The following is a 24,467-nucleotide window of genomic DNA, read 5'->3' as shown; positions in this document are numbered from 1 at the left end:
GTCAGGGGTTTTCCCGGGGTGTGGGGCGCGGTGCGTTGCTGCGCCCAAAGAGCCCCTCAAGCAGCCGTTCCACCGCCGTTTGTGTGCGCCCGTTATCCTGGTGCGCGCCCTCCAGCGTGCGGCCTTCCGCCGGATCCGGGGTGCGCATGGGCAAGGCCCGTGCGGGCAGCCCCTCATGGACGCGGGACATGGCGGCCTGCCAGATCTCGGCAGGCAGCCCTGAGCCTGTGACACCAGTGAGCGGGGTGTTGTCGTCATAGCCCATCCAGACGCCGGCAACATAATCGGCGCTGAAGCCAATGAAGAGCGCATCTTTCGCGGATTGGGAGGTGCCGGTCTTGCCTGCAACCTCGCGGTCGGGCAGTGCGGCGCGCCGGCCTGTGCCTTCGGTGACGACTTTGTGCATCATCCAGGTGAGTTCCTGGGCGGTCTCTTCCTGGATCACCCGCTCGCCGATCCCGCCGGTGGCGCTCATCAGCGGTTCGGCAGTGCCCAGCAGCTTGAGCTCCACCAGCCCGTAAGGGGTGACGGCGCTGCCGCCATTGAGGATGCCGGCATAGGCCGCGGTCATCTCGATCAGGGTGGCATCTGACGCGCCAAGCGCGAGCGCGGGGCCTTGAGCGAGGTTGGACCCGATCCCGAAGCTTGAGGCAACAGTGCGCACGGTTTCAAGCCCGACCTCTTGGGCAAGTTTCACGGCGGGGATGTTGTAGGAATATTTGAGTGCGTCTGTCAGCGTGACAGGCCCATGGAAAGTCTTGTCGTAATTTTGCGGGCAATAGGCGCCTGAGCCGGGGACGTTGATGCAATATGGTGCATCATCAATCAGGTCTCTGGGAGAGCGGCCCAAATCAAGGGCTGCGGCGTAGACAAAGGGCTTGAACGACGAGCCAGGCTGGCGCTTGGCCATCGTGGCGCGGTTGAAGGCGCCGGACACACGGGTCTGGCGCCCCCCGACCATTGCCCGCACCGCGCCGTCTGCGGACATGATGACAATCGCCGCCTGGGCGGTGGAGCCTTCGCGCACCTTGGTGTCAAAAATCTCCTGCATGGCGGCCTCGGCCGCGCGCTGGACCCTCTGGTCAAGGGTTGTGCGGATGATCACATCCTCGGTGGTGTTGCGGGTAAAAAACTCGGGGCCTGTAGAAAGCACCCAATCGGCGAAATAGCCACCCGCCTTGGCCTGGGCCGCCTGCGAGAGCGTGGCAGGGTTGGTTTGGGCCTCGTGCGCCTCGGCGGGCGAAAGATAGCCCTGCTCTTGCATCAAGCGCACGACGGTGGCTGCGCGCGCCTGGCTGCGCGCAAGATCATTCGTGGGCGCAAAGCGCGTGGGCGCAACCAGCAGACCGGCGAGCATGGCGGCCTCATTGGGCGCAACCTGAGCTGCCGATTTTCCAAAATAGCGCTGGGCGGCAGCTTCAAAGCCGCGCGCGCCTGCGCCAAGGAACGCGCGGTTGATATAGACTGTGAGGATCTCGTCCTTGGTATATTTCAGCTCCATCGCCATGGCATAGACGGCTTCCTTGGCCTTGCGCGCGAGGCTGCCTTCGCGACAATCGGCTTCATAGGCGGTTTCTGTTTTCCAGACGCTGGGGTCATAGGGCACGCCAAGGCAGATGAGCTTGGCTGTTTGCTGCGTGAGGGTCGAGCCGCCGTGGCCGGAGAGCGGCCCACGGCCTTCGCGCAGGTTGATGCGCACCGCAGAGGCTATCCCGCGGGGGCTGAGGCCGAAGTGTGAATAGAAGCGCTTGTCCTCGGTGGCGATGATGGCATGTTTGAGATGCGGCGAGACGGAGTTGGCGGTCACGGCTCCGCCGAATTGATCGCCGCGCCAAGCGAAAACTGAGCCTGTGGCGTCCATCAGGGTGACTGATCCGCGCGCGCGCCCGTCAAACAGCTCTTCAAGCTCGGGCAATGTCAGCGAGACATAGCCCACGGCCAGCCCCAGAAAAAGCCCGAGCACAAGCGCCATGCGCCAGCCAAACCCCCAGATCAGCCGCCAGACCCATCCGAGCAATCCAAAGACCAGCCGCCCGATCAGCCCGCGCGCGGGCTTGGCCGGTTTGCGCTTTGCCGGCTTCTTCTTTTGGCTTGTGGCGGCTTTTTTGGCGGCCGCAGTGGATTTGGGATAGCGCCGTTCGGCAACGAGCGGCGGTGAATTGCGTTTGGAGGTGGTCATATCTGCCCTGCTCGGAGCCTTTAATTGCGCCCACCATAGCGGGGTTGAAGAAAAATGTAGAGGGGAAAGACGCGGCTTCCCGCTCATGGCAGCGCACATTTTTTAGGCAGGCTGGGCGAAAACTGCGGAAATTTTCAAACTATGGCGCATTTTACGCCACTTTGAGCAGCCGTTGGCTTCTTTCCTGAGCGTTCTGCGCGAATGCTGCAGGTGCAAAGTGCCGCCCTTTGAGCGGCTTGGAGAAGGGGACTAAGAGGTGAAACTCATTATAGCAACGATCAAGCCTTACAAGCTTGAAGACGTGCGCGAAGCGCTGACGGCGATTGGCGTGCGCGGGATGATGGTCAGCGAGATCAAGGGGTTTGGCGCACAGTCTGGCCACACCGAGATCTACCGTGGTGCCGAATATGCCGTCAATTTCGTGCCCAAGATCAAACTGGAGATCGCTGTGCCTTCGGATATGGCCGACAGCATCATTGAAACCATTACCAAGACGGCCCGCACAGGCAAGATCGGGGATGGGAAGATTTTTGTGCTCGATCTGGCGCAGGCCGTGCGTGTGCGCACAGGCGAAACGGGACAGGATGCGCTCTGAGCGCAGGGAAAGGACGAAACCATGACAAAGAAACTGACATATCTGCTGGGGAGCGCGTTTGCCCTTCTGCCAGCCGCAGCCATGGCGCAAGACGCCGCGGCGCCGGGCTTTGACGAGATCGGCCCCTATATCATGACCACCCTGCTGTTCCTTGTGGGCGGCTTTCTTGTATTCTGGATGGCGGCAGGCTTTGCCATGTTGGAGGCTGGCCTCGTGCGCGGCAAGAATGTGGCCATGCAGCTGACCAAGAACATGGCGCTCTTCTCGATTGCGGGCATCATGTATTGGCTTGTGGGCTTTAACCTCATGTATCCGGGCGAATTTAACGGCTTTGTCGGCGGCTTCTTCAATCCGACGGTTCTGGAGCCTGTGGGCCTTTCAGCGGCGGATGCGGCACTGGATTATGCCTCCGTTGCATCGGACTTCTTCTTTCAGCTGATGTTTGTGGCTGCCACGGCATCCATTGTTTCGGGCGCGCTGGCCGAGCGGATCAAGCTTTGGCCCTTCCTTGCCTTTGTTGTCGTGCTGACGGGTTTCATGTATCCGATTTCAGGCTCTTGGCAGTGGGGCGGCGGCTTCCTTTCGGAGATGGGTTTCTCTGACTTTGCCGGCTCGACTGTTGTGCACTCTGTTGGCGGCTGGGCCGCACTGGCAGGCGCGATCGTGCTTGGCCCGCGGATTGGCAAATACAAGGACGGCCGCACCGTTCCGATGCCCGGCTCCAACCTTGCGCTGGCCACATTGGGGACGTTCATCCTGTGGCTCGGCTGGTTTGGCTTCAACGGCGGCTCACAGCTTGCTGCGGGCACAGTTGGCGACATCACAGACGTGGGCCGTATCTTTGCAAACACCAATATGGCGGCATCTGCCGGTGCGGTGGCTGCGCTGATCCTGACACAGCTGATGTATAAGAAAGTTGACCTCACAATGGTGCTGAACGGCGCGCTTGCCGGTCTCGTTTCCATCACAGCCGAGCCGCTTGCGCCTTCGCTCTTTGGCTCGCTCTGGATCGGTGCTATCGGCGGTGTGATCGTGGTCTTCGCGGTTCCGATGCTCGACAAGTTCAAGATTGACGATGTTGTCGGTGCGATCCCTGTGCACCTCCTGGCCGGTATCTGGGGCACAATTGCAGTTGTCTTCTACAACGCCGACACAAGCCTTGTGACACAGCTGACAGGTATCGTTGTCTACGGTGTGTTCACCTTCGTTGTCTCGCTGGTTGTGTGGTTCATCCTGAAGGCGACCATCGGCATCCGTGTGAGCGAAGAAGCCGAGATCAACGGGCTTGATATGGCCGAGTTGGGCATGGAAGCTTACCCCGAGTTTTCCAAGGGCTAAGCTCTTATAAGCCAGTTGGGGCCAGCCGGATTTGTTCTGGCTGGCCCTTTTTGTTGCGCGGTTTCTGGCATGGCAGAATCGCGCGGGGATATGCTAAGTCTTGCGGCATGTCTGAAGCGCACCCCAAGATAAGCCAAAGCCAGCCTGTGATCCGACAGCTGGATGATGCCGCGATCAACCGGATTGCGGCGGGAGAGGTTGTGGAGCGGCCTGCCTCGGCGGTGAAGGAGCTGGTGGAAAACGCGATTGATGCGGGGGCCACGCGCATTCGTATAGAGGTGGCCGACGGCGGCAAGACACTTATCCGCGTGGTGGATGACGGCTGCGGGATGTCTGCCGCCGATCTGCCGCTTGCGCTGTCGCGCCATGCGACCTCCAAGATCGACGGCTCCGACCTGCTCAATATTCATACCTTCGGCTTTCGGGGCGAGGCGCTGCCCTCTTTGGGCGCTGTCGGGCGGCTGAGTATTGCGAGCCGCGCGGCGGGGCAGGAGGGCGCAAGCATCGAGGTGTCTGGCGGGGTGATGAGCGCTGTGAAGCCTGCGGCTTTGGCCGCGGGCACGCGCGTGGAGTTGCGCGATATTTTCTATGCCACGCCTGCGCGGCTCAAGTTCATGCGCTCCGACCGCGCCGAGATGCAGGCGATTGCCGATGTGGTGAAGCGGCTGGCGATGGCGGAGCCTTATGTGGGCTTTGTGCTGGCCGATGTGTCGGGCGGCGGGGAGGCGCAGGTAAAGTTCCGCGTGGACGGCGAGAGCGGCGATATGTTCAAGGCGCTGCACGGGCGGCTGGCGCAGGTGATGGGGCGCGAATTTGCCGCCAATGCGCTGGCGATTGATGCGGAGCGTGAGGGCGTGAGCCTTACAGGCTATGCCGCCTTGCCGACCTATTCGCGCGGCAGTGCTGTGGCGCAGTTTTTCTTTGTGAACGAGCGGCCCGTGCGCGACAAGCTTCTGATCGGCGCGTTGCGGGGGGCATACTCTGATTTTCTGAGCCGTGACCGTCACCCCGCTGTGGCGCTGTTTGTGTCTTGCGCGCCCAACCTTGTGGACGTGAACGTGCACCCCGCCAAATCAGAGGTCCGCTTTCGCGACCCTGGCCTCGTGCGCGGGCTGATTGTGAGTGCCTTGAAACATGCGCTGGCCGAGGCGGGGCATCGGGCCAGCTCGACTGTGGCCGACGCAGCGCTGGGCGCGATGCGGCCGGAAGGCATCGCGCCACGGGTGTATCAGATGGATCGCCCGTCTCTCGGCCCAAGCTATGCCGCGCCGAGCCAAGGCTTTGCGGAGATGGCAGGAGGCTACTCGGCGCGGGTCGAACCTGTCGAGGTGGTTGATGAGCGCCCGCTGGAGGCGCTGCCCTTGGGCGCGGCGCGCGCGCAGCTGCATGAGAATTACATCGTGGCGCAGACCGAGACGGGGATGATTTTGGTCGACCAGCACGCCGCACACGAGCGGCTTGTTTATGAGCGGCTGAAACGGCAGATGGCGGAAAACGGTGTGCGCGCACAGGCGCTGCTCATTCCCGAGATTGTCAGCATGAGCGAGGGCGATTGCGCGCTGCTGCTGGAGGCCGCCGAGGAGCTGGGCCAGTTGGGGCTGAGCCTTGAGCCTTTTGGCGCGGGTTCTGTCGCGGTGCGCGAAACCCCTGCCATTCTGGGAGAGGTCAACGCCGAGGCGATGCTGCGCGATATTGTCGACGAGCTCACAGATGGTGGCACGAGCAGCACGGTGAAAGACAAGCTGGAGGCGGTCTTGAGCCGTGTGGCCTGTCACGGTTCTATCCGCTCTGGCCGCCGGATGCGCGCCGAGGAGATGAACGCACTTCTGCGCGAAATGGAGGCGACGCCGCATTCAGGGCAGTGCAACCACGGGCGCCCGACCTATATTGAACTGAAACTGAGCGATATCGAGAGGCTTTTCGGGCGCACATGATTGAGATTGCCGGATATCAAATTGCCGAAGGCACGCTGCTTCTGGGCGGGCTTGTCCTGCTTGTTTTGCTGTTTCTCATGCTCTTTCTGGGGATGCGCGCGGCGGCGCGCTCGGCCAAGATGACCGAGCCTCTGGTGCACCAGCTGGGCAGCCTCGGGGTGCGGGTGCAGCAGCTTTCGGACGGGCAGCAGCAGCTTGCCGGCGGGCTGACCCATGTGAGCGAGGCGCAGGCGGCGGCGCAGGCGAATATGTTGCAGCTCATGGAAAAGCGCCTTGCGGATGTGAGCGGCAAGATGAACGAGAACCTCACCGGCAGCGCGCAGCGCACCGCCAAGAGCCTTGGCGAATTGCAGCAGCGGCTCATTGCGATAGACAAGGCGCAGGACAATATCACCAAGCTTTCGGGCGATGTGCTGAGCTTGCAGGATATTTTGAGCAACAAGCAGACGCGTGGCGCCTTTGGCGAGATCCAACTCACCGATATTGTCACCAAGGCGCTGCCCAGTGATGCCTACACAATGCAGGCGACGCTGAGCAACGGCAAGCGCGCGGACTGTCTGATACATCTGCCCAATCCGCCGGGGCCGATCGCGATTGATGCGAAGTTTCCGCTGGAAGCCTATGAAGCGCTGCGGCGTGCGGAAAACGACTGGCAGGTGAACGAGGCAGCGAAGATGCTGCGCGTGTCGATCAAGAAGCACATCAAGGATATTTCGGAGAAATACATTCTGGATGGCGAAACGGCGGATGGGGCGCTGATGTTTCTGCCCTCCGAGGCGATTTATGCGGAGCTTCACGCCAACTTCCCTGAACTGGTGCGCGAGGGCTTTGCCGCGAAAGTCTGGATTGTTTCGCCAACCACCTGCATGGCCACGCTCAACACCATGCGGGCCATTCTGAAAGATGCGCGGATGCGCGAGCAGGCGGGGGCCATTCGCACGATGCTGCGGCATTTGCACCGTGATGTGGAGATTGTGCTGGAGCGCGCGGGCAAGCTGGAGACGCATTTTGACCAGGCGCGCCGCGATGTGGAAGGGATCAGCACCGCCGCCGAACGCGCCGGCAAGCGGGCGGCGAAGCTTGATAACTTCGACTTTGAAGAGCTTGCGCCCGAGCCGCCCAATGTGGTCCCGATCAAGGGGCCGGAGTGAGCTTGCGTTAGATCAAGGCCCGCGCGGGGGAATCCGTCCAGTCTGTCATCCTGCGCTGACAGGAGGACGGATCATGCTAGAGATCAGCATCAACAAGATTGCCCAGATTGTTCTGATGTCCCGCGAGCTGGGGCGCTCGCAGGCCGAACTGGCCGGCTTTTTCGAGACATTGCGCGAGGAGGAACTTACCGACCTTGTGGCGGTGATGTGGATCGGCCGGGGGAGTTTTGAGCCGGAGGAGCTGGAGGAGGCGCGCGCAACTGCGATTGCCGAGGCGACTGTGCCGACACCGGATTATCTGCTTGGAACGCCGCATCTTTCGGACCATCTGGAGAACGGGCTGGAGGCTTTGGGCCTGTCTGCATCAGAGGAAGAGGATGATTTGATCCGCAAGGGATGAAGAGGTCGCATTGCAGCGCAATACGACCCGCCGGGGGCTTTGCCCCCGGACCCCCAAGGTATTTTTGACCAGAAGAAGGGCAAGCCGCTTTTTTAGAGGTGATCGACCACTTGCAGGTGTTGGGCGAGGGTGTCGACCTCGGCGAGCCAGTCTTGCACCAGTTTTGGATCATGCGGGGCGGGGTGAACGCCGGCGCCGATCTGGCCTGCGAGGACGGCTTTGACGGCGAGAGAGACCGGAATGGAGACGAGGCGGGCCATGGCTGTGCCGCGCGCATCGCCCCAGGCGTCCATCACATAGGTTTTGTTGAAGAGGGGCTTACCGTCTTTTTCGGCTTTAAGGCCCACGCACATCACCACGCGGTCAGGCTCGCCTTCTGCATAGGCGTTGTCGCGCCAGAAGCCATCGGACATTTCCTTCAGGCGGGCGTCGCCTTCGGGGCCTGAGAGGGTTTCGATTTCTGCAAAGACATCGGCCCAGGCCTCTTTCCAGCCATTGAGACGCAGGGTGCCGCGCACGAATTCTTTCACCCGCCAGCTTGGCTCGAAGCGGTAGTCTGCCATGAAGGGCAGGCTGTCGCGGTTTGGGTAGACCTCGAAGGTCTCGGGGCTGGCCAGCGGGGCTTCGTAGCTGCTGATCGCGTCCCAGGGGCGGGAGACGTTGAGCTCGGTGTGGTTCTTGATGGATTTGGACGGCGAGCGCAGGGCCTTGAGCACACCCAGCGGCGACCAGCTGAATTTGTAGCGGAAGGGGTTTGGCTCTTTGGGGATGCCGCCGCAGTAGGAGAGGAAGGAGATATCGGCACTGCCATCATAGGCGGCACTTGCGCGGTAATCGGCGACGAGGGCGTGGGCCATGAGGTGGTCAATCCCCGGATCGAGGCCGACTTCATTGACCGAGGTGAGGCCTGCTTCGTGGAAGGCGGCATCGAGCGCGCGCATTTCGGGGGCGATGTAGGACGAGCTGACAAAATGCGCGCCCCGTGCGAGGCACATTTCGGCCAGCGGCACATGCCAATCACCCGGCAGCATGGAGACGACGATATCGCCTATTTGCGTGGCTGTGGTGATGGCCTCCATGTCAAAAGCGCGGATGTCCTTGGCGATGTCGCCGACGGCTTCATCGGCCTTGGAGACCGTGCGGTTCCAGACCACGAGGGGGTGGCCTTCTTCGATCAGTTTGCGAAGGCCGGGGATGGCGGAAAGGCCTGTGCCGCACCAGTGGATTGTCATGTTCATACCTCTTTGATGTGTGTGTTGAAATCGGCTTTGGCGCGGCCCCAGACGCCTTCCTCAAGGGCACCCAGCGTGAGCAGAGAGGGCAGGAGCTGGGCGGCGAAATCCTCGGAGCTTTCGCGCGGCAGCATCGAGGGGAGGTTGTCGATCGCCATGACATCGAGTGGAGGCGTGTCGTGCACGCGCAGGGCGGGTGCCTCCCATGTGGTGGCTTCGGAGTAGACGGGGATGGGGTTATAGTCGCTGTCAGGGTCGCAGGCGACATCGCCGATGGCGGTGAGCGTGCGGGGCGCTTCCTTGGCGGAAAGCGGCACGAACTGCGGCGTGCCGGGGCGGGCCAGAATGCAGTTGATAAAGATGTCATGGGCGAGGATTTCGGGGAAGGGGCCGCCGCCTGCTGTTTCGGCCATGTCCCATTTGGTCACGGTGAGACCCATCGCTTGAAGCAGATCGGACGCACCCGTGCCGACGCGGCCCAGAGCGCCGATGACGATGGCGGAGGGTGTCTGGCCTTTGAGCTCGGCGCTGAGCTCGCTCAGGAGCGCGTCTTTGTTGGGGTATGCGCCAACAGGCGGGCAGAGCGCACCGGACTGTTGCGCGAGCCATGTCTTGAGGGTGACGGCGGCACCCGCGAAACCCGCCCAATAGCCGAAGGCGGCGACGCGGCGGCCCGTTTCATCGACAAGATATTCAAGATCGTAGAGCGTGCCGCCACCCGCTTTGAAGCGCTTGAGCAGGGCTTTGCCCGAGAACTGGCCCTTGTAGGCGTGGCCGAACATGATGTGGCGGTGCGGCAGCGGTGTGCCGTCATCAGGCAGCTCTTTGAGGCCGAAGATGATGGCGTCCTGCGGCGCTTTGGGCCAGCTGTTTTCCGGCGCAACCTCGGCCCCTGCCTCGATGTAGCCTTGCAGCGGGATGGCGCGCACGGAGCTTTCCTCGACCGTGAGGCGGATGCCGGCCTTGATGAGCGCGGCGGCGCCTTCAGGGGTGAGGCCGACGCGCTCTTCATGGGCGCGCTGCTCGGCTCTGAGCCAGAGATGTGTCATGATCTGCTCCTGTTCAGACAAAGGTGCGGGCGTGTTCGCGACCCGGGATATCGAGGTGTGGCGTGGCGTTGAAGCTGCCGAGATAAAGCTGGCCGTGGACATATTCGAGCCGGTGCAGTGACGAGTTCATCACCTGTAGCATGATCTTGGCCATACCCTCGTCCGACAAGTTCAGAACGTGGCGCAGGATTGTGCCGATGACGCCGCCGGATGTGACCAGCAGCACCCGGCCATGGCCCTCGCAGACCTCGTGGACCAGCCCTGTGGTGCGGGCGTGAAAATCGGCGAAAGTTTCGGGGGCCGTCTTCACCTTGTTGGTGGCCCAGTAGCCGATCATCTTGGGCAGGTGGTTGGCAAATTCTGTCGGGTCTTGCGGGGTGGCAATCCCGTGCTCGGCCTCAAGGGCAGCGGCCATGGCGAAATATTGCAGCTCGTCTAGCCGTGCATCAACGCGGGTGTCGGCATAGCCCATGCCGGCGGCGGTTTCTTTCTGGCGGCGCAAAGTGCCTGTGATGACATGGTCAAAATGCGGATTGGTGGTGCGCATATGCTCGCCCAGCCAGCGCGCCTGCGTGTGGCCCAGCTCGGAGAGCTTGTCATAGCTGGCTTCATCTGTGGCATGGCTGTTGGCCTGCCCGTGCCGCACCAGAATCAATTCTGCCATGTGGTCCCCGCGTTTGATCAAATTTGCGCGGAGGTTAGCCGTAGGGCGCGAGGGGTTAAAGAGGGGAGGTGGAAAGAAAATGCCGCTGCGGGAAATGGGCGCAAAAGGCGCTTGTGGTGTCGGGAATGTGAGGTGTGAATCGTGGTGTCTCTGGTTTATGCTTAGAGGAAGACCGACGGGAGGCGCGCGATGTCTGAGACTGTGAAGTTTACGCTGGATGGCGAAGAGGTTGTCGCCGAAAAGGGCATGACCATTTGGGAAGTGGCCAATGGCCGCGGTCTTGTCATTCCGCATCTTTGCCACAAGCCTGCGCCGGGGTATCGCCCTGACGGCAACTGCCGCGCCTGTATGGTCGAGATCGAGGGCGAGCGCACCTTGGCGGCCTCCTGTATTCGCGAGCCGCAGGACGGTATGGTTGTTACGACGAACAACGCCCGCGCTGTGAGCGCGCGCAAGATGGTTGTGGAAATGCTTCTGGCCGACTTGCCCGAGCGCGACGAGAGCCACGATAAATCAGCGCATATGTGGGATATGGCGGAGCTGAACGGTGTGAGCGAGAGCCGTTTTCCCAAGCTTGAAGAGGGGCATATTCCGCTTCTGGACGACAGCCATGTGGCCATGCGGGTGAACCTGGATGCCTGTATTTCCTGCGGGCTGTGTGTGCGCGCGTGCCGCGAAGTGCAGGTGAATGACGTGATCGGCATGGCGGGGCGGGGCCATAGCGCTTACCCTGTGTTTGATATGAATGATCCGATGGGCGAGAGCAGCTGTGTCGCCTGTGGCGAATGTGTACAGGCCTGCCCCACCGGCGCGCTGATGCCAGCCACGGTGCTTGACGCTGCGCAGAAGGGTGACAGCAAGGACTTTGACAGCGAGACAGAAAGCGTCTGCCCCTTCTGCGGTGTGGGCTGCAAGGTGAGCCTTAAGGTCAAGGACGGTAAAGTGAAATATGTCGAGGGCATCAACGGCCCTGCCAACGAAGGCCGGCTCTGTGTGAAGGGGCGCTTCGGGTTTGACTATATCCACCATCCCCATCGGCTCACAAAGCCGCTCATCCGCCGTGAGGATGCGCCTGCCAAGGGGCTGAATGTGCACCCGGACAACTGGGCCGAGTTCTTCCGCGAGGCGAGCTGGGAAGAGGCGATGGAGCTCGCCGCGGGCGGACTTGCGGGGCTGCGCGAGACGCATGGTGGCAAGGCGGTTGCGGGTTTTGGCTCGGCCAAATGCACCAACGAAGAGGCCTATCTTTTCCAGAAGTTCATTCGACAGGGCTTTTTGCACAACAATGTCGATCATTGCACACGGCTTTGCCACGCCAGCTCTGTGAGCGCACTGATCGAGAATGTCGGCTCTGGCGCTGTTACGGCGACGTTCAACGAGATTGAAAACGCGGATGTGGCGATCATCATCGGGGCGAACCCGGTTGAGAACCACCCCGTGGCGGCGACCTATTTCAAACAGTTTGTGAAACGCGGCGGCAAGCTGATTGTGATGGACCCGCGTGGAGTGGGCCTCAGGCGCTTTGCCGAAGAGATGGTGCAGTTCCGCCCCGGTGCGGATGTGAGCCTGCTAAATGCGATCATGCATGTGATCGTGAAAGAAGAGCTCTATGACAGCCAGTATATCCACCGCTGGACAGAAAACTGGGAGGCTGAAAAGGCCCATCTGGACGATTTCAGCCCTGAGGCGATGAGCGCGATTTGCGGGGTATCGCCCGAGCAGATCCGCCGCGTGGCGCGTATTTTTGCCGATGCTGAAGCGGGGATGATCTTCTGGGGCATGGGTGTGAGCCAGCACATTCACGGCACAGACAACTCGCGCTGCCTGATTTCACTGGCTTTGATGACAGGCAATGTCGGCAAGCCGGGTGCGGGGCTGCACCCCTTGCGCGGACAGAACAACGTGCAAGGCGCCTCTGATGCCGGGCTTATCCCGATGTTTTTGCCCGATTATCAGAGCGTGATGGATGACAGCATCCGCAAGGCCTTTACCGATGTCTGGGGCTCTGGTGACTTCTCTTCCGAGAAGGGCCTGACTGTGACCGAGATCATGGATGAAGCCTATGCGGGCAACATCAAGGGCATGTATATTCAAGGCGAGAACCCGGCGATGTCTGACCCTGATGTGGAGCACGCGCGCGATGCGCTGGCCAAGCTGGAGCATTTGATCGTGCAGGATATTTTCCTGACCGAAACGGCGAACTATGCCGATGTGATCCTGCCCGCCTCGGCGCTTTATGAAAAGAACGGCACGGTGAGCAACACCAACCGTCAGGTGCAGCGCGTGCGCCCTGCCGTGGCCCCACCCGGAGAGGCGCGGGAGGACTGGAAGATCACCGTCGAGCTGGCGCAGCGCATTGGCCTGAACTGGGTTTATGAGGATGTGTCCGAGGTTTTCAACGAGATGAAGCTCAACATGCCTTCGCTCGACAACATCACATGGGAGCGGCTCAAGACCGAGACAATCACCTACCCCTCGCTGTCGGAGACAGACCCGGGGCAGGCTATTGTCTTTGGCGACGGCTTCCCGCGCGCCGAAGGGCGGGCGAAGTTTACGCCGGCCAGCGTGATTGCACCCGATGAAGCGCCTGATGCGGAGTATCCGATGATCATGACCACGGGCCGGCAGCTCGAGCATTGGCACACCGGCTCGATGACACGGCGCGCGAGCGTGCTGGACGCGGTAGAGCCTGAGGCGAACTGCTCGCTGCACCCCAAAACGCTGCGCCGCCTTGGCGTTGCGCCCGGGGAGCATGTGCGCCTGAGCACGCGCCGCGGCAGTATCGTGATCATGGCGCGGGCCGACAGGGCCGTGGCGGAAGACATGGTCTTTGTGCCTTTTGCCTATGTGGAAGCGGCGGCAAACATCCTGACCAACCCTGCGCTCGACCCTTATGGCAAGATCCCCGAGTTCAAATTCTCGGCGGTGAAAGTTGAGAAAGCCGAAGGCGCCGTGGCCGCAGAATAGGGCTTGCAAGATGCGGGCGCGGCGGGTTGTCTGGTGGGGTAATCCTGCCAAACTAGGACCGCTGCCATGACCCTCTCAGTAAACCCCACCCGCTTTCTGGAAGACTTGCACGCGCTGCGCCGGTTCGGCGCGTCGGGCGTGGGCAAGGGCGTTGTGCGGCCTGCTTATTCAGAGGCCGATGTCGCGGCGCGGACCTGGCTGGCGGGGAAGTTTGAAGAGGCGGGCCTCACGGTGCATTACGATCCGATGGGCTCGCTCTTTGGTTTGTCGGATGCGCCCAAATCGCTTTTGCTGGGGTCGCATTCCGACAGCCAGCCCGAGGGCGGCTGGCTTGACGGCGCGCTGGGAGTAATTGCGGCACTGGAGGTGGCGCGCGCGGCCAAGGAGGCCGGTGACCCTGCGGTGTCTGTTGTCAGCTTTCAGGACGAGGAAGGGCGCTTTGGCGTGACCACGGGCAGCACGGTCTGGTCAGGGCAGCTTTCGCTGGCGGAGGCAGACAAGCTCACCGACAGGAGCGGGCTGAGCCTGGCAGAGGCACGCGGCGCGATGGCGCATTTGACAGGTGATTTTGTCGATCCCACGCGCTTCACCGGCTTCATCGAAATGCATATCGAGCAGGGGCCATGGCTGGATCAGGCCTGCGAGGCGGCCGGTGTGGTCAGCAGCATTGTTGGCATCCGCGACATGCGTATAACCTTTGAGGGCGAGCAGAACCATGCGGGCACTACGCCGATGCACCTGCGCAAGGACGCCTTTCAGGCGCTCACAGCCTTCAACGCGCTGATTGCGGAGCGCTTCCAGAACGTGGTAACGCCCCAGACCGTCTGGACCATTGGCCATGTCAAGCTGCATCCGGATGCACATTCGATCGTGCCGGGGCGCGCGACCTTCTCGATGCAATGGCGCGATGGTGATGCCGACAGGCTCGCGCGTGTGGAAGCGATTATCCGCGCGGCTGCCGAGGAGGTCGCCGCACTGCACGGGATGACCCTGAGCTTCGGGCCGATGTTGGGGCTGGAGCCAGTCGATATGGACACCCGCTTGCGGGCCGCGCTCGAGGCCAGCGCGCAAGAGCACGCCGCGGGCCGCTGGCGCAAGATGCCGTCGGGCGCTCTGCATGACGCAACCAATGTCGCGCAGCATATGCCTGTGGCAATGCTCTTTGTGCCCTCGATCAACGGTATCAGCCACGCCTTTGAAGAAGATACGGCCGAGGCCGATCTCGTCAAAGGGCTCGAGGTCCTCGCAGGGGCTGTCGCTCGGGTTGGCTGAAGCCCCTCTCTGTTTTTCTTTCTAAAAATATCCCGAGGGGGTCCGGGGGAGCAGCGCTCCCCCGGCGGATCGGATTTGGCGAAGCCAAATTCGAAACAGGACTAGCCCCAGCTCACATCGCCCAGAAAGACATAGCCCGCGCCGTAAATCGTCTTGATCAGCCGCGGGTTTTTCGGGTCTTCGCCCAGTTTGGTGCGCAGCCGGGAGATGCGCACATCCATCGCCCGATCAAAGCTTTCGCCGGCCGCGCCGCCCAGAGTTTCTTGCATGTTAGCGCGTGAAATCAACCGCTTGGGCCGCTCCAGAAAGAGTCTAAGCACTTCGCCCTCGGCATGGGAAAAGGCGGTCTCGCTGCCGGTGTCATCCACCAGCATGTAGCGGTCAAAATGGGCGGTCCAGCCGTTGAAGCGCGCGGTTTCAGTGCTTTGGGGGGCGGGTGCGGCCTTGCGCAGGCGGGCGCGCACACGCGCAACCACTTCGGCAGGTTCGAAAGGTTTGATGATGTAGTCATCCGCTCCGAGTTCCAGCCCCGTGACGCGGTCTTGCACCTGTGCGCGGCCGGAGATGATGATCACGCTTGCGCCCTGCTCCAGCGCGAGGCGGTGCACCAGTGTGAGGCCGTCCTTGTCGGGCAGGGAGAGATCGACAAGGCAAACGTCGGGCGCTGTGGTTTTCAGCGCGGCTTCAAACTCGGTTGCCCGGCCAAAGCTCAGGGTCTCAAAACCGGCCTCTTCCAGCGCATCTGTCAGCATGTCGCGGATGGCGCGTTCGTCATCCAGAATGGTTACCAGTGGTTTGCTCATGGGGTCTTGTCCGTTCCGAGGTAGGTTGCGAGTGTCTGCGCGGTGAAGGGTTTGCGCAGCACCGGCGCAAGTTTGATGGCCCGCTGGAACAGTGGATCTGTTTCGGGCAGGGAGGTCATCAGAAAGCTGGGGGGGCGCGTGGCGCCCAGTTTGTTGAGAAGGTCAAGGCCCGTGGCCTCACCTTCCAGCGAGATATCCGACAGCACGAGGGCAATATCGGGCAGGTCTTGAGCCAGCACCAGCGCCTCATCCACGCTTGTTGCCTCGATCACCGAATGGCCCTGTGCCACGAGCATCTCGCGCACATTTGTGCGGATAACCGGGTTGTCCTCCACGAGCAGGGCAAGGCCGGGCGCGACCGGGGCAGGGGCGTGCCGGATGGGCAGGCGCAGGCTGACTTCTGCGCCGGTTGTGCTGTTGCGTGCCTGCACCTGCCCCCCGGAGAGCTTGGCCATATCATAGACCATGGCCAAGCCGAGCCCTGAGCCGCCATCGCCTTTTGTGGTGAAGAAGGGGTCAAACACATGTGCCAGCGCATGTTTGGAGAAACCCGGCCCCGTGTCGCAGACCAGAAATTCGATCCAGAGATCTTTGACCGTTTGCACGCTGAGCGTGATCTGGCCTGCGTCACGGCAGGCATCTCGGGCGTTGAGCACGAGGTTGAGCAGGCTGTCTTGCAACATGCCTGCGTCCAACATCAGGGTGAGATGCGAGGGGAGGCTGTCGTGTTTGATCTCAAGGCTTTGGCCTTCTGGCAGTGTGGTTTGGGCGAGGGTCTGAAACTGGGCGAGAAAGCTTTTGAGCAACACCGGCTGTGGATGCAGGTCGCGGTGACCTGTCATATCGGCAATCCGGTTGAGCAGATCACCGCCGCGGCGCGCGGCCGTGAGTGTTGCGCTGATAAGGTCCTGTGCCTTCGGTTCAAGACCAAGGTTTTGAAGCCGGCTCTGTGAGCCAAGCACAATTGTAAGCAGGTTGGAAAAATCATGGGCCAGCCCGGACACCATCTGGGCGGCCAGTTCGCGGCGGCGGGTTTGCTGGAGTGCGGCGCGGGTCTGGGTCTCTTCGGTGATGTCCATCGAGAGAATATAGACCCCCCCTGTGCTGGCATCCGGCGTAAGCGCCACGCGGATGCGCCGCGAGCTTGGCTCGTGGGTGAATTCAAACACCGAGGGTTTGCCCGCAAACCCGCGCTCCAAATGTGGTGCAATCACGCTGTAGGGCTGCGGCCCGAGCACCTCGGCGGCGTGGTGCCCCACCGGATCGGCAAGGCTGCCGGGCATGACCGAACTCACGCGGCGGTTGGAGAAGGTGTAGACCTGATCAGAGCTCACATGGGCGATATGGGCCGGCATCATTTCGGTGGTGAGGCGGGTGCGCGCCTCCATGGCTGTGAGCTGGCGCTTGGCCTCTTCCAATGCGGTGATGGTGGCTTCCAGCTCGCGGTTGGTGCTGGCAAGCTCTTCGGCGCGGGTGAGCAGCTGGTCTGAGAGGGTTTCCGAACGGGTGCGCAGGAGCTCCTCTTGCCGCTTTGTGCCTGTAATGTCGGTATAAACGGCCACCCAGCCGCCATTGGGCAGGGGGGAGCCTTCCACCGAGATCCAGCGGCCGTTGCCCATTTGGCGCTCGATGTAATGCGGCTCAAAGGCGCGCGCGAGAGCGACCCGCTCTTGCACGAAGGCGTCAATATCATCTATGGCGCCATATTCTCCGCGCTCGGCAAGGTAGCGGATGGTGGCGGCAAAGTCGGCTCCGGGAGAGACAATCCAGTCGGGCAGGGCAAACATCTGGCGAAAGCGGGCATTGGAGACCACCAACCGCAGGTCGCTGTCGTAGATTGACAGGGCCTGCTGGATGAGGTTCAGCCCGGCCATTGTCATGGCTTGATCGTTGGATGATGTGTTCATTTGGGCCCTCTCCTGACATTTGCTAACACCGTGAAGCGCCAAGGCAAACCCCAAGGCGGCCCCTGAATGTTGCTTGTTACAATTCGTTAGATTCGCGAAATGATCAGGTAAAAGTTGACGGCAACTGTGAAACCGTCACGCTGGGGGAAGGAGAATCGCCCGGAACGTGGTGAGTTTGCCTGCATGGGGCAAAGGGAGGAATAGATTTGACACAGTCGTCAGAGGCGACGGGCGGGCTTTGCTCCGTTCCGGCGCTGTTGCAGCGGAACGCGCGGGACTTTGGCAGCAAGGCTGCATACCGTGAAAAGGAATTCGGGATCTGGCAAAGCTGGACCTGGGCGCAGGCCGAGAAGGAAATCGAGGCTCTGGCGCTCGGATTTATCAACCTCGGCGTGAATGAGGGCGATTTCATCGCAATCATCGGGCGCAACCGGCCCCATTTTTACTGGACAATGGTTGCGGCGCAATCGGTGGGGGCTGTGCCTGTGCCGCTGTATCAGGATGCCTCTGCGGAAGAGATGGCCTATGTGCTGGAGCATTGCGGCGCGCGTTTTGTTGTCTGCCAGGATCAGGAGCAGGTCGACAAAGTCATCGAAATTCAGGACGGGCTGCACCAGTTTGAGCATATGGTCTATGTCGACCCTCGGGGTCTGCGCAAATATGACCATCATGCGCTGCACCGGTTTGTTGATATTCAGGCGCAGGGCCGTGCGGCGTATTACGAGTGGATCGAAGATCTGAAAGCCCGCCGCGAGAAGCTGACCTATGACAGCACCTGCGTCATGCTTTACACCTCGGGCACGACAGGCAAGCCGAAGGGTGTTGTGCTGTCCAACCGCAACATCATCGAGACCGCCAAGAACGCCAGTGAATTTGACAATCTCAACGCAGGTGATGAAATTCTGGCTTATCTGCCAATGGCTTGGGTGGGAGATTTTATTTTCTCGGTCGGTCAGGCCTATTGGACGGGTTTTTGCACAAACTGCCCTGAGAGCCCGGAAACCATGATGACCGATCTGCGCGAGATCGGCCCGACTTATTATTTTGCGCCGCCGCGTATTTTTGAGACGCAGCTGACCAATGTGATGATCCGCATGGAAGATGCGAGCGCCTTCAAGAAAAGCCTGTTTGACTACTTCATGGCACATGCCAAGAAGGTTGGTCCTGCCATTCTTGACGGCAAGCCCGTGGGCTTTATGGACCGGATGAAATACAAGCTAGGTGAGTTGATGATTTACGGGCCCCTCAAGAACACGCTCGGCTTTAGCCGTGTGCGCGTGGGCTATACGGCGGGCGAGGCGATCGGACCGGAGATCTTTGAATTCTACCGCTCGCTCGGCATCAACCTCAAGCAGCTGTATGGCCAGACAGAGGCCAGCGTTTTCATCACTGTGCAGCCGGATGGCGAAGTGCGGGCCGACACGGTGGGCGTGCCTGCGAAGGGTGTGGAAATCCGGATCGCGGAGAATGGCGAAATCTACTACCGCTCCGAAGGCACTTTTGTGGAATACTACAAAAACGCCGAGAGCACGGCCTCAACCAAAGATGGTGAGGGCTGGGTGGCCACCGGCGATGCGGGCTTCTTTGAGCCGGAGACCGGGCATCTGCGGATCATCGACCGTGCCAAGGATGTTGGCACCATGGCCGACGGCAGCCTGTTTGCGCCAAAATATGTTGAAAACAAGCTCAAGTTCTATCCGGATATTCTGGAGGCTGTGTTGTTTGGCAATGGCAAGGACCGTTGTGTGGCCTTTATCAACATCGACCTCACGGCTGTGGGCAACTGGGCGGAGCGTAACAACATTGCCTATGCCTCCTATCAGGAGCTGGCGGGACACCCCAAGGTGCTGGCCTCGATCCAGAGCCATGTGGAAGAAGTCAATAAATCGGTCGCAAAAGACGAGATGCTTTCGGGCTGTCAGGTGCACCGCTTTGTTGTGTTGCACAAGGAGCTGGATGCGGATGATGGCGAGATGACCCGCACCCGCAAGGTGCGCCGGGTGATTGTGGCGGACAAGTTCAAGGACATTGTGGACGCGCTCTATGACGGTGCGCCCCAAGTATCGACCACAACAGAAGTGACCTATGAAGACGGGCGCAAGGGCGCGATCAGCGCAACCTTGAGCATCATTGATGCCAAGGTGCAGGCCGTGAGCACACAGAAGGTGGCAGCAGAATGAACGATATGAGCAGCGAAGGCTACACCACAGCCGATGGACGCAAGATCGGCGGCACGCTGATGGAGATGAAAAACATCACCCTGCGCTTTGGAGGGGTGAAAGCGATCACCGACATCAGTTTTGACATCAAGGAAGGTGAAATTCGCGCCATTATCGGCCCGAACGGCGCTGGCAAATCCTCGATGCTCAACGTGATTTCCGGCTTCTACATTCCTCAGGAGGGCGAAGTCTGGTATCAAGGGGCCAAGCGCCCGCAGATGAAGCCTTACGAAGTGGCGCGGCAAGGTATTGCGCGCACCTTCCAGAATATTGCCCTGTTTGACGGCATGAGTGTTCTGGACAACGTTATGACCGGGCGGCTGAACCATATGACCACAGGGCTTTTTGCCCAGGGCCTCTGGAAGGGCAAAGCCGAGGCGGAAGAAGTTGAAAACCGCGAAAAGGCCGAAAAAATCATTGATTTTCTCGAAATTCAGGCGATCCGCAAAACACCGGTTTCGCGGCTGCCTTATGGCCTCAAGAAGCGGGTTGAGCTGGCGCGCGCGCTGGCGGCGGAGCCTTCGCTTTTGCTGCTGGACGAGCCTATGGCCGGGATGAACGTCGAGGAAAAAGAGGACATGAGCCGCTTTATTCTGGATGTGAATGACGAATTTGGCACCACGATTGCGCTTATCGAGCACGATATGGGCGTGGTTATGGACCTCTCGGACCGTGTTGTGGTGATGGATTATGGCAAGAAGATTGGGGACGGCACGCCAGATGAGGTGCGCAACAACCAAGCTGTGATCGACGCTTATCTGGGGGTGAGCCATGACTGATCTGACCCTGAACATCCAAAGAAATCTGGAGGCTTAAGCCATGTCTGACAATCTTATTTTCGGGGCAGAAGTCTTCCTCAACGGCCTCATGGCGGGGGTGCTTTATGCGCTTGTCGCGCTTGGGTTTGTTCTGATCTACAAAGCGTCGGGGATCTTCAACTATGCTCAAGGCGTTATGGCGCTTTTTGCGGCGGCCACGCTTGTGGGGATCATGAAGGGGCAAGTTCCCTTCAGCCATCTGATCAACGCGATTTTTGGCACGGAAGTGCATTACTTTGGCTGGCATTTGCCTGCCATACTGGGAATTTTGTTTACCGCGGCTGTGATGGTTGCGCTGGCGTGGTTGGTGCAGAAGTTCGTTTTCCGCCATCTTGTCGGGCAGGAGCCGATCATCCTGTTCATGGCCACCATTGGCTTGGCTTATTTCCTGGAAGGGGTGAGCGACCTGATGTGGGGTTCTGAAATCAAGAAGCTGGATGTGGGCCTGCCGCAGGGTGCGAGCTTCTGGCTGGAAGAAAACACCCAGTGGATGGGCTTTGGCAATGAGAATTTCTATGGGTTCTTCATCGACAAGCTCGACATGTTTGCCACGGTGATTGCCGCTATCTTGGTGCTGTCATTGGTGATTTTCAGCCAATACAGCAAGCAGGGCCGCGCCATGCGCGCTGTGGCAGATGACCACCAGGCGGCGCTGTCTGTTGGGATCAACCTCAACTTTATCTGGGTTATGGTGTGGTCGCTTGCGGGGTTTGTGGCGCTGGTTGCCGGCATCATGTGGGGCACCAAATCTGGCGTCCAGTTCTCGCTCTCGCTGATCGCGCTCAAGGCGCTTCCGGTTCTGATGTTGGGCGGGTTTACCTCTATTCCCGGCGCGATTGTGGGTGGTTTGATCATCGGTGTGGGCGAAAAGCTGTTTGAATTTGCCATCGGCCCCATGGTGGGCGGTGCCACCGAGAACTGGTTTGCCTATGTGCTTGCGCTTATCTTCCTCGTCTTCCGGCCCCAGGGGCTGTTTGGCGAGAAGATTATCGAGAGGGTCTAGCGCCATGATGAAGCTGATTGCAGTTATCAATGTTGTTGCTTGGGCGGGGTTCTGGTCCTTCGGATATATTGCCCTGTCCGCCGGCACCGGCAGTGACAGCCAGATCACAACAGCAGCCATTCTGGCCGCATTCGGGGCGGGCATCGGTTTGTGGACATATTTCCAGCTGGTCCGCCACGCAGAAGAAACAGGCTATGCCAAACGCAGCAACCGCGTTGAGCTGGGCCATCAAGAACCAAACGGGGAGAGTGTCTGATGTTTTATCGTGAGGCCGGTGACTACAAAACATCCTACCAGGACGACGGGCAAACCTTCCCGATCAAATTTGACCGCTACCGCTATTACTTTGTGCTGTTTGTGGCCTTTGCAATGGTGCCACTGCTGATCAATGATTATTGGGTCAACGCGATTTTCCTGCCGTTCCTGATCTATTCGATTGCGGCGATCGGGCTGAATATTCTCGTGGGCTATTGCGGGCAGGTCTCGCTGGGCACCGGGGGCTTCATGGCGGTGGGGGCCTATGCTTGCTACAAGTTCATGACAGGGCTCGATATCTGGATTGGCGGTGTGCAATATGCCTTGCCGCCGATCAATATCTTCTTCTCGGTCATCTTGGCGGGGCTGGTGACGGCGGTTGTCGGTGTGCTGTTTGGCTTGCCGAGCCTGCGCATCAAGGGGTTTTACCTGGCCGTGGCCACACTGGCTGCGCAGTTCTTCCTGGTTTGGCTGTTTAACAAGTGGTCTTGGGCTTACAATTATTCGGCCTCGGGCCAGATCAATGCGCCGGAGCGCGAGATCTTTGGTGTGGCCATCACCGGGCCAAGCACCGAAGCCTGGGCCAGCTATCTCTTCTGTTTGGTGATCGCGACGATCACGGCGATCATTGCACGCAACCTGACGCGGGGGGCCTCTGGCCGCAAGTGGATGGCCATTCGCGATATGGACATCGCGGCGGAGATCATTGGGGTGAACCCTCTGAAAGCCAAGCTCAGCGCATTTGCCGTGAGTTCCTTTTACATTGGTATCGCGGGGGCGCTGTTCTTCGCGGTCTATCTCGGCGCGGTGGAAGTGGGCGAGGCCTTTGGCATCCAGAAATCCTTCATTGTGCTCTTCATGGTGATCATTGGCGGTCTGGGATCAATTTTCGGATCCTTTGCGGGCGCGGCCTTCCTTGTGTTGCTGCCTGTGTTGCTCAAGCTGATGCTGGCGGACAGCACTGACCAGATCTCCGGATTTGCAACCACAATGAGCTGGGTGTTCATGGCGGCGCTTGTTGGCTCGGTTGGGATGCTGCTTGTCAGCACCCTACGCCACCGCAGCCTGATTGCCGGTGCTGGGATCTATTGGATTTTTGCCGCGCTGGCGAGTTTCATGGCCTATGCGCTGGCCATTGGCGGCATGGGGTGGCCCACCGATATTGTGGCCCATATGCAGCTTGTGATTGTCGGAGCGTTGATCATTATTTTCCTGATCGCCGAACCACATGGGCTAGCCCAGCTGTGGCGCGTGGCGAAAGAGAAACTACGGTTGTGGCCGTTCCCCCACTAGGGCGCGGCAACAAATAAGGGCGGCGGCCTCAGGCCGCGGCGAACATCGGACATAACCAAGGGAGGAGACCCCGATGAAGAAGAAACTAGCAACAATGGCCGTGGCAGCCGTGATGGCGGCAGGCCCTGTGATGGCGGACCTTGTGTTCCCGTCACTCTCATACCGCACAGGCCCATACGCGGCGGGGGGCATTCCGTTTGCCGACGGCTATGCCGACTACTTCACACTGCTCAACGAGCGTGATGGCGGTATTGGCGGCGTCATGACCAAAGTGCCAGAGTGTGAAACCGGCTATAACACCGAAAAAGGTGTTGAATGCTACGAAGCCACCAAGGGCGAGGGCGCGCTTGTTTATCAACCGCTGTCAACGGGCATCACCTACCAGCTGATCCCGAAAGTGACAGCCGACAATATCCCGCTCCACACAATGGGCTATGGGCGCACTTCAGCGGCGAACGGCAAGGTGTTTAGCCACATCTTCAACTACCCTGCTAACTACTGGAACGGCGCTTCTGTTGCGATCAACCACCTTCTGGACACCAATGGCGGCGATATCAACGGCAAGAAAGTTGCGCTCGTCTATCACAACTCTGCCTACGGCAAAGAGCCGATCCGCACCTTGGAAGAGCTGGCCAAAAAGCACGGTTACGAGCTGAGCCTTTTGCCCGTTGACCACCCAGGTCAGGAGCAGAAATCCCAATGGCTTCAAATCCGTCGTGACCGTCCCGACTATGTAATCATGTATGGCTGGGGCGTTATGAACCAGGTGGCCATTCAGGAAGCCGCCAACATCCGCTTCCCCATGGAAAACTTCATCGGGATCTGGTGGTCAGGTGCGGAGCATGACGTAACACCTGCGGGTGATGCGGCCAATGGCTACAAATCGGTGACCTTCCACAATGTCGGTTCTGACTTCCCGATCTTTGACGACATCCAGAAGCATGTTGTTGACAAGGGCCTCGCGGCCGGCGCTGGCGATCAGATCGGCACGGTGCTTTACAACCGTGGTATGTATGCGGCGATGCTTGCAGCAGAAGCGGCCAAGACAGCCCAGGAGATCCACGGCACAGCCGATATCACGCCAGCGATGATGCGTGATGGCATGGAAGCGCTGGAGATCACCGAAGCGAAGATGACAGCCCTTGGGATGCCAAACTTCGGTCCAAGCTTCAAAGTAAGCTGCGAAAACCACGGTGGCCCAGGCCTCGGCGGGATCACGCAGTGGAACGCGGCGGACAAGAAGTGGAGCCTGATCTCTGACTTTGGCCCCTCGGACATGGATGTCATCCTGCCGCTGATCACCGCAGACTCAGAATCGTTTGCGGCTGAAAACAACATCGAACAGCGCTGCAACTAAGCGCCTCTGGCCGCCTGCCTTGTGCGGGCGG

General features: G+C 60.2%; 18 protein-coding genes and 2 pseudogenes. 14 read left to right on the top strand and 6 right to left on the bottom strand.

Going from position 1 to position 24,467, the window contains the following annotated elements; genetic code table 11:
* Position 1 precedes the first annotated feature (1 nt).
* Complete coding sequence (locus Q0478_RS06250; protein ID WP_298677228.1) at positions 2–2,179, bottom strand: transglycosylase domain-containing protein; 2,178 nt, start codon at positions 2,177–2,179, stop codon at positions 2–4.
* Between the two features lie 256 nt (positions 2,180–2,435).
* On the opposite strand from Q0478_RS06250, the gene Q0478_RS06245 reads away from it, so the two are divergent.
* The 5 genes from Q0478_RS06245 to Q0478_RS06225 all read left to right on the top strand — a co-directional run bounded on the left by Q0478_RS06245 (position 2,436) and on the right by Q0478_RS06225 (position 7,597).
* Positions 2,436–2,774, top strand: a complete 339-nt coding sequence (locus Q0478_RS06245; protein ID WP_298677226.1) for a P-II family nitrogen regulator — start codon at positions 2,436–2,438, stop codon at positions 2,772–2,774.
* An 81-nt stretch (positions 2,775–2,855) separates the two neighbouring features.
* Positions 2,856–4,112, top strand: coding sequence for an ammonium transporter (locus Q0478_RS06240; protein WP_298677334.1), 1,257 nt, complete (start codon positions 2,856–2,858; stop codon positions 4,110–4,112).
* Positions 4,113–4,219: 107 nt separating this feature from the next.
* Positions 4,220–6,046, top strand: coding sequence for a DNA mismatch repair endonuclease MutL (gene mutL / locus Q0478_RS06235; protein ID WP_298677224.1), 1,827 nt, complete (start codon positions 4,220–4,222; stop codon positions 6,044–6,046).
* The gene (gene rmuC, locus Q0478_RS06230) at positions 6,043–7,197 is read left to right on the top strand and encodes a DNA recombination protein RmuC (RefSeq protein WP_298677222.1); all 1,155 of its coding nucleotides are present in this window, start codon (positions 6,043–6,045) and stop codon (positions 7,195–7,197) included. The genes mutL and rmuC overlap by 4 nt, the downstream gene beginning before the upstream one ends.
* Before the next feature lie 73 nt (positions 7,198–7,270).
* The gene (locus Q0478_RS06225) at positions 7,271–7,597 is read left to right on the top strand and encodes a DUF3775 domain-containing protein (protein ID WP_298677220.1); all 327 of its coding nucleotides are present in this window, start codon (positions 7,271–7,273) and stop codon (positions 7,595–7,597) included.
* A 92-nt stretch (positions 7,598–7,689) separates the two neighbouring features.
* Here Q0478_RS06225 and Q0478_RS06220 read toward each other — a convergent pair whose 3' ends face one another.
* From Q0478_RS06220 to Q0478_RS06210, 3 genes are read right to left on the bottom strand one after another with little or no spacing between them, the layout of a single operon-like run.
* A complete protein-coding gene (locus Q0478_RS06220) occupies positions 7,690–8,829 on the bottom strand; it encodes a saccharopine dehydrogenase family protein (protein WP_298677218.1) in 1,140 nt (379 codons plus the stop codon).
* Between the two features lie 2 nt (positions 8,830–8,831).
* Positions 8,832–9,878 carry a saccharopine dehydrogenase gene (locus tag Q0478_RS06215; protein ID WP_298677216.1) on the bottom strand — a complete coding sequence of 349 codons (1,047 nt, stop codon included), beginning with the start codon at positions 9,876–9,878 and terminating at the stop codon, positions 8,832–8,834.
* A gap of 13 nt (positions 9,879–9,891) precedes the next feature.
* Positions 9,892–10,542: a histidine phosphatase family protein gene (locus Q0478_RS06210; RefSeq protein ID WP_298677214.1), complete on the bottom strand. Its 651-nt coding sequence runs from the start codon at positions 10,540–10,542 to the stop codon at positions 9,892–9,894.
* Between the two features lie 189 nt (positions 10,543–10,731).
* Between Q0478_RS06210 and fdhF the strand changes: the two genes are divergently transcribed.
* Positions 10,732–13,509, top strand: a complete 2,778-nt coding sequence (fdhF, locus tag Q0478_RS06205; RefSeq protein WP_298677212.1) for a formate dehydrogenase subunit alpha — start codon at positions 10,732–10,734, stop codon at positions 13,507–13,509.
* Between the two features lie 66 nt (positions 13,510–13,575).
* Positions 13,576–14,781, top strand: coding sequence for a hydantoinase/carbamoylase family amidase (locus Q0478_RS06200; RefSeq protein ID WP_298677211.1), 1,206 nt, complete (start codon positions 13,576–13,578; stop codon positions 14,779–14,781).
* Positions 14,782–14,882: 101 nt separating this feature from the next.
* On the opposite strand, the gene Q0478_RS06195 is transcribed toward Q0478_RS06200, so the two are convergent.
* Positions 14,883–15,584, bottom strand: coding sequence for a response regulator transcription factor (locus Q0478_RS06195; RefSeq protein WP_298677209.1), 702 nt, complete (start codon positions 15,582–15,584; stop codon positions 14,883–14,885).
* On the bottom strand, positions 15,581–17,491 hold the full coding sequence (locus tag Q0478_RS06190; protein WP_298677207.1) for a PAS-domain containing protein: 1,911 nt from the start codon (positions 17,489–17,491) through the stop codon (positions 15,581–15,583). Before Q0478_RS06190 ends, Q0478_RS06195 begins: the two co-directional genes overlap by 4 nt.
* A gap of 206 nt (positions 17,492–17,697) precedes the next feature.
* Between Q0478_RS06190 and Q0478_RS06185 the strand changes: the two genes are divergently transcribed.
* The 7 genes and pseudogenes from Q0478_RS06185 to Q0478_RS06160 all read left to right on the top strand — a co-directional run bounded on the left by Q0478_RS06185 (position 17,698) and on the right by Q0478_RS06160 (position 24,436).
* Positions 17,698–19,671 (top strand): AMP-binding protein, encoded by a 1,974-nt coding sequence (locus Q0478_RS06185; RefSeq protein WP_298677206.1) that lies wholly within the window; start codon positions 17,698–17,700, stop codon positions 19,669–19,671.
* On the top strand, positions 19,668–20,489 hold the full coding sequence (locus Q0478_RS06180) for an ABC transporter ATP-binding protein (RefSeq protein ID WP_298677205.1): 822 nt from the start codon (positions 19,668–19,670) through the stop codon (positions 20,487–20,489). The genes Q0478_RS06185 and Q0478_RS06180 overlap by 4 nt, the downstream gene beginning before the upstream one ends.
* A 40-nt stretch (positions 20,490–20,529) precedes the next feature.
* Positions 20,530–21,531: a branched-chain amino acid ABC transporter permease gene (locus tag Q0478_RS06175; RefSeq protein WP_298677204.1), complete on the top strand. Its 1,002-nt coding sequence runs from the start codon at positions 20,530–20,532 to the stop codon at positions 21,529–21,531.
* 4 nt (positions 21,532–21,535) lie between these two features.
* Entirely contained in the window at positions 21,536–21,787 is a 252-nt protein-coding gene (locus Q0478_RS06170) for a hypothetical protein (protein WP_298677202.1), read from the top strand.
* Positions 21,787–22,743, top strand: a pseudogene (locus Q0478_RS06165) (branched-chain amino acid ABC transporter permease); the annotation flags it as partial. The gene Q0478_RS06170 and the pseudogene Q0478_RS06165, both read left to right, overlap by 1 nt.
* A gap of 186 nt (positions 22,744–22,929) precedes the next feature.
* A pseudogene (locus Q0478_RS14430) lies at positions 22,930–23,079 on the top strand (branched-chain amino acid ABC transporter permease); the annotation flags it as partial.
* A gap of 73 nt (positions 23,080–23,152) precedes the next feature.
* Positions 23,153–24,436 carry an ABC transporter substrate-binding protein gene (locus Q0478_RS06160; protein ID WP_298677199.1) on the top strand — a complete coding sequence of 428 codons (1,284 nt, stop codon included), beginning with the start codon at positions 23,153–23,155 and terminating at the stop codon, positions 24,434–24,436.
* Positions 24,437–24,467: the final 31 nt, after the last annotated feature.

Source organism: uncultured Lentibacter sp. (genome assembly GCF_937123735.1).
Lineage (GTDB): Bacteria > Pseudomonadota > Alphaproteobacteria > Rhodobacterales > Rhodobacteraceae > Lentibacter.
Note: the sequence above shows the minus strand (reverse complement) of the source record. Positions and strands in the feature narration are given on the sequence as shown.

What these genes read in the sequence shown, in the direction of transcription:
- Q0478_RS06250 (WP_298677228.1), bottom strand. Translation starts at nt 2,179, where the DNA reads ATGACCACCTCCAAACGCAATTCACCGCCGCTCGTTGCCGAACGGCGC.
- Q0478_RS06240 (WP_298677334.1), top strand. Translation starts at nt 2,856, where the DNA reads ATGGCGCAAGACGCCGCGGCGCCGGGCTTTGACGAGATCGGCCCCTAT.
- mutL (WP_298677224.1), top strand. Translation starts at nt 4,220, where the DNA reads ATGTCTGAAGCGCACCCCAAGATAAGCCAAAGCCAGCCTGTGATCCGA.
- rmuC (WP_298677222.1), top strand. Translation starts at nt 6,043, where the DNA reads ATGATTGAGATTGCCGGATATCAAATTGCCGAAGGCACGCTGCTTCTG.
- Q0478_RS06225 (WP_298677220.1), top strand. Translation starts at nt 7,271, where the DNA reads ATGCTAGAGATCAGCATCAACAAGATTGCCCAGATTGTTCTGATGTCC.
- Q0478_RS06220 (WP_298677218.1), bottom strand. Translation starts at nt 8,829, where the DNA reads ATGACAATCCACTGGTGCGGCACAGGCCTTTCCGCCATCCCCGGCCTT.
- Q0478_RS06215 (WP_298677216.1), bottom strand. Translation starts at nt 9,878, where the DNA reads ATGACACATCTCTGGCTCAGAGCCGAGCAGCGCGCCCATGAAGAGCGC.
- Q0478_RS06210 (WP_298677214.1), bottom strand. Translation starts at nt 10,542, where the DNA reads ATGGCAGAATTGATTCTGGTGCGGCACGGGCAGGCCAACAGCCATGCC.
- fdhF (WP_298677212.1), top strand. Translation starts at nt 10,732, where the DNA reads ATGTCTGAGACTGTGAAGTTTACGCTGGATGGCGAAGAGGTTGTCGCC.
- Q0478_RS06200 (WP_298677211.1), top strand. Translation starts at nt 13,576, where the DNA reads ATGACCCTCTCAGTAAACCCCACCCGCTTTCTGGAAGACTTGCACGCG.
- Q0478_RS06195 (WP_298677209.1), bottom strand. Translation starts at nt 15,584, where the DNA reads ATGAGCAAACCACTGGTAACCATTCTGGATGACGAACGCGCCATCCGC.
- Q0478_RS06190 (WP_298677207.1), bottom strand. Translation starts at nt 17,491, where the DNA reads ATGAACACATCATCCAACGATCAAGCCATGACAATGGCCGGGCTGAAC.
- Q0478_RS06180 (WP_298677205.1), top strand. Translation starts at nt 19,668, where the DNA reads ATGAACGATATGAGCAGCGAAGGCTACACCACAGCCGATGGACGCAAG.
- Q0478_RS06175 (WP_298677204.1), top strand. Translation starts at nt 20,530, where the DNA reads ATGTCTGACAATCTTATTTTCGGGGCAGAAGTCTTCCTCAACGGCCTC.
- Q0478_RS06170 (WP_298677202.1), top strand. Translation starts at nt 21,536, where the DNA reads ATGATGAAGCTGATTGCAGTTATCAATGTTGTTGCTTGGGCGGGGTTC.
- Q0478_RS06160 (WP_298677199.1), top strand. Translation starts at nt 23,153, where the DNA reads ATGAAGAAGAAACTAGCAACAATGGCCGTGGCAGCCGTGATGGCGGCA.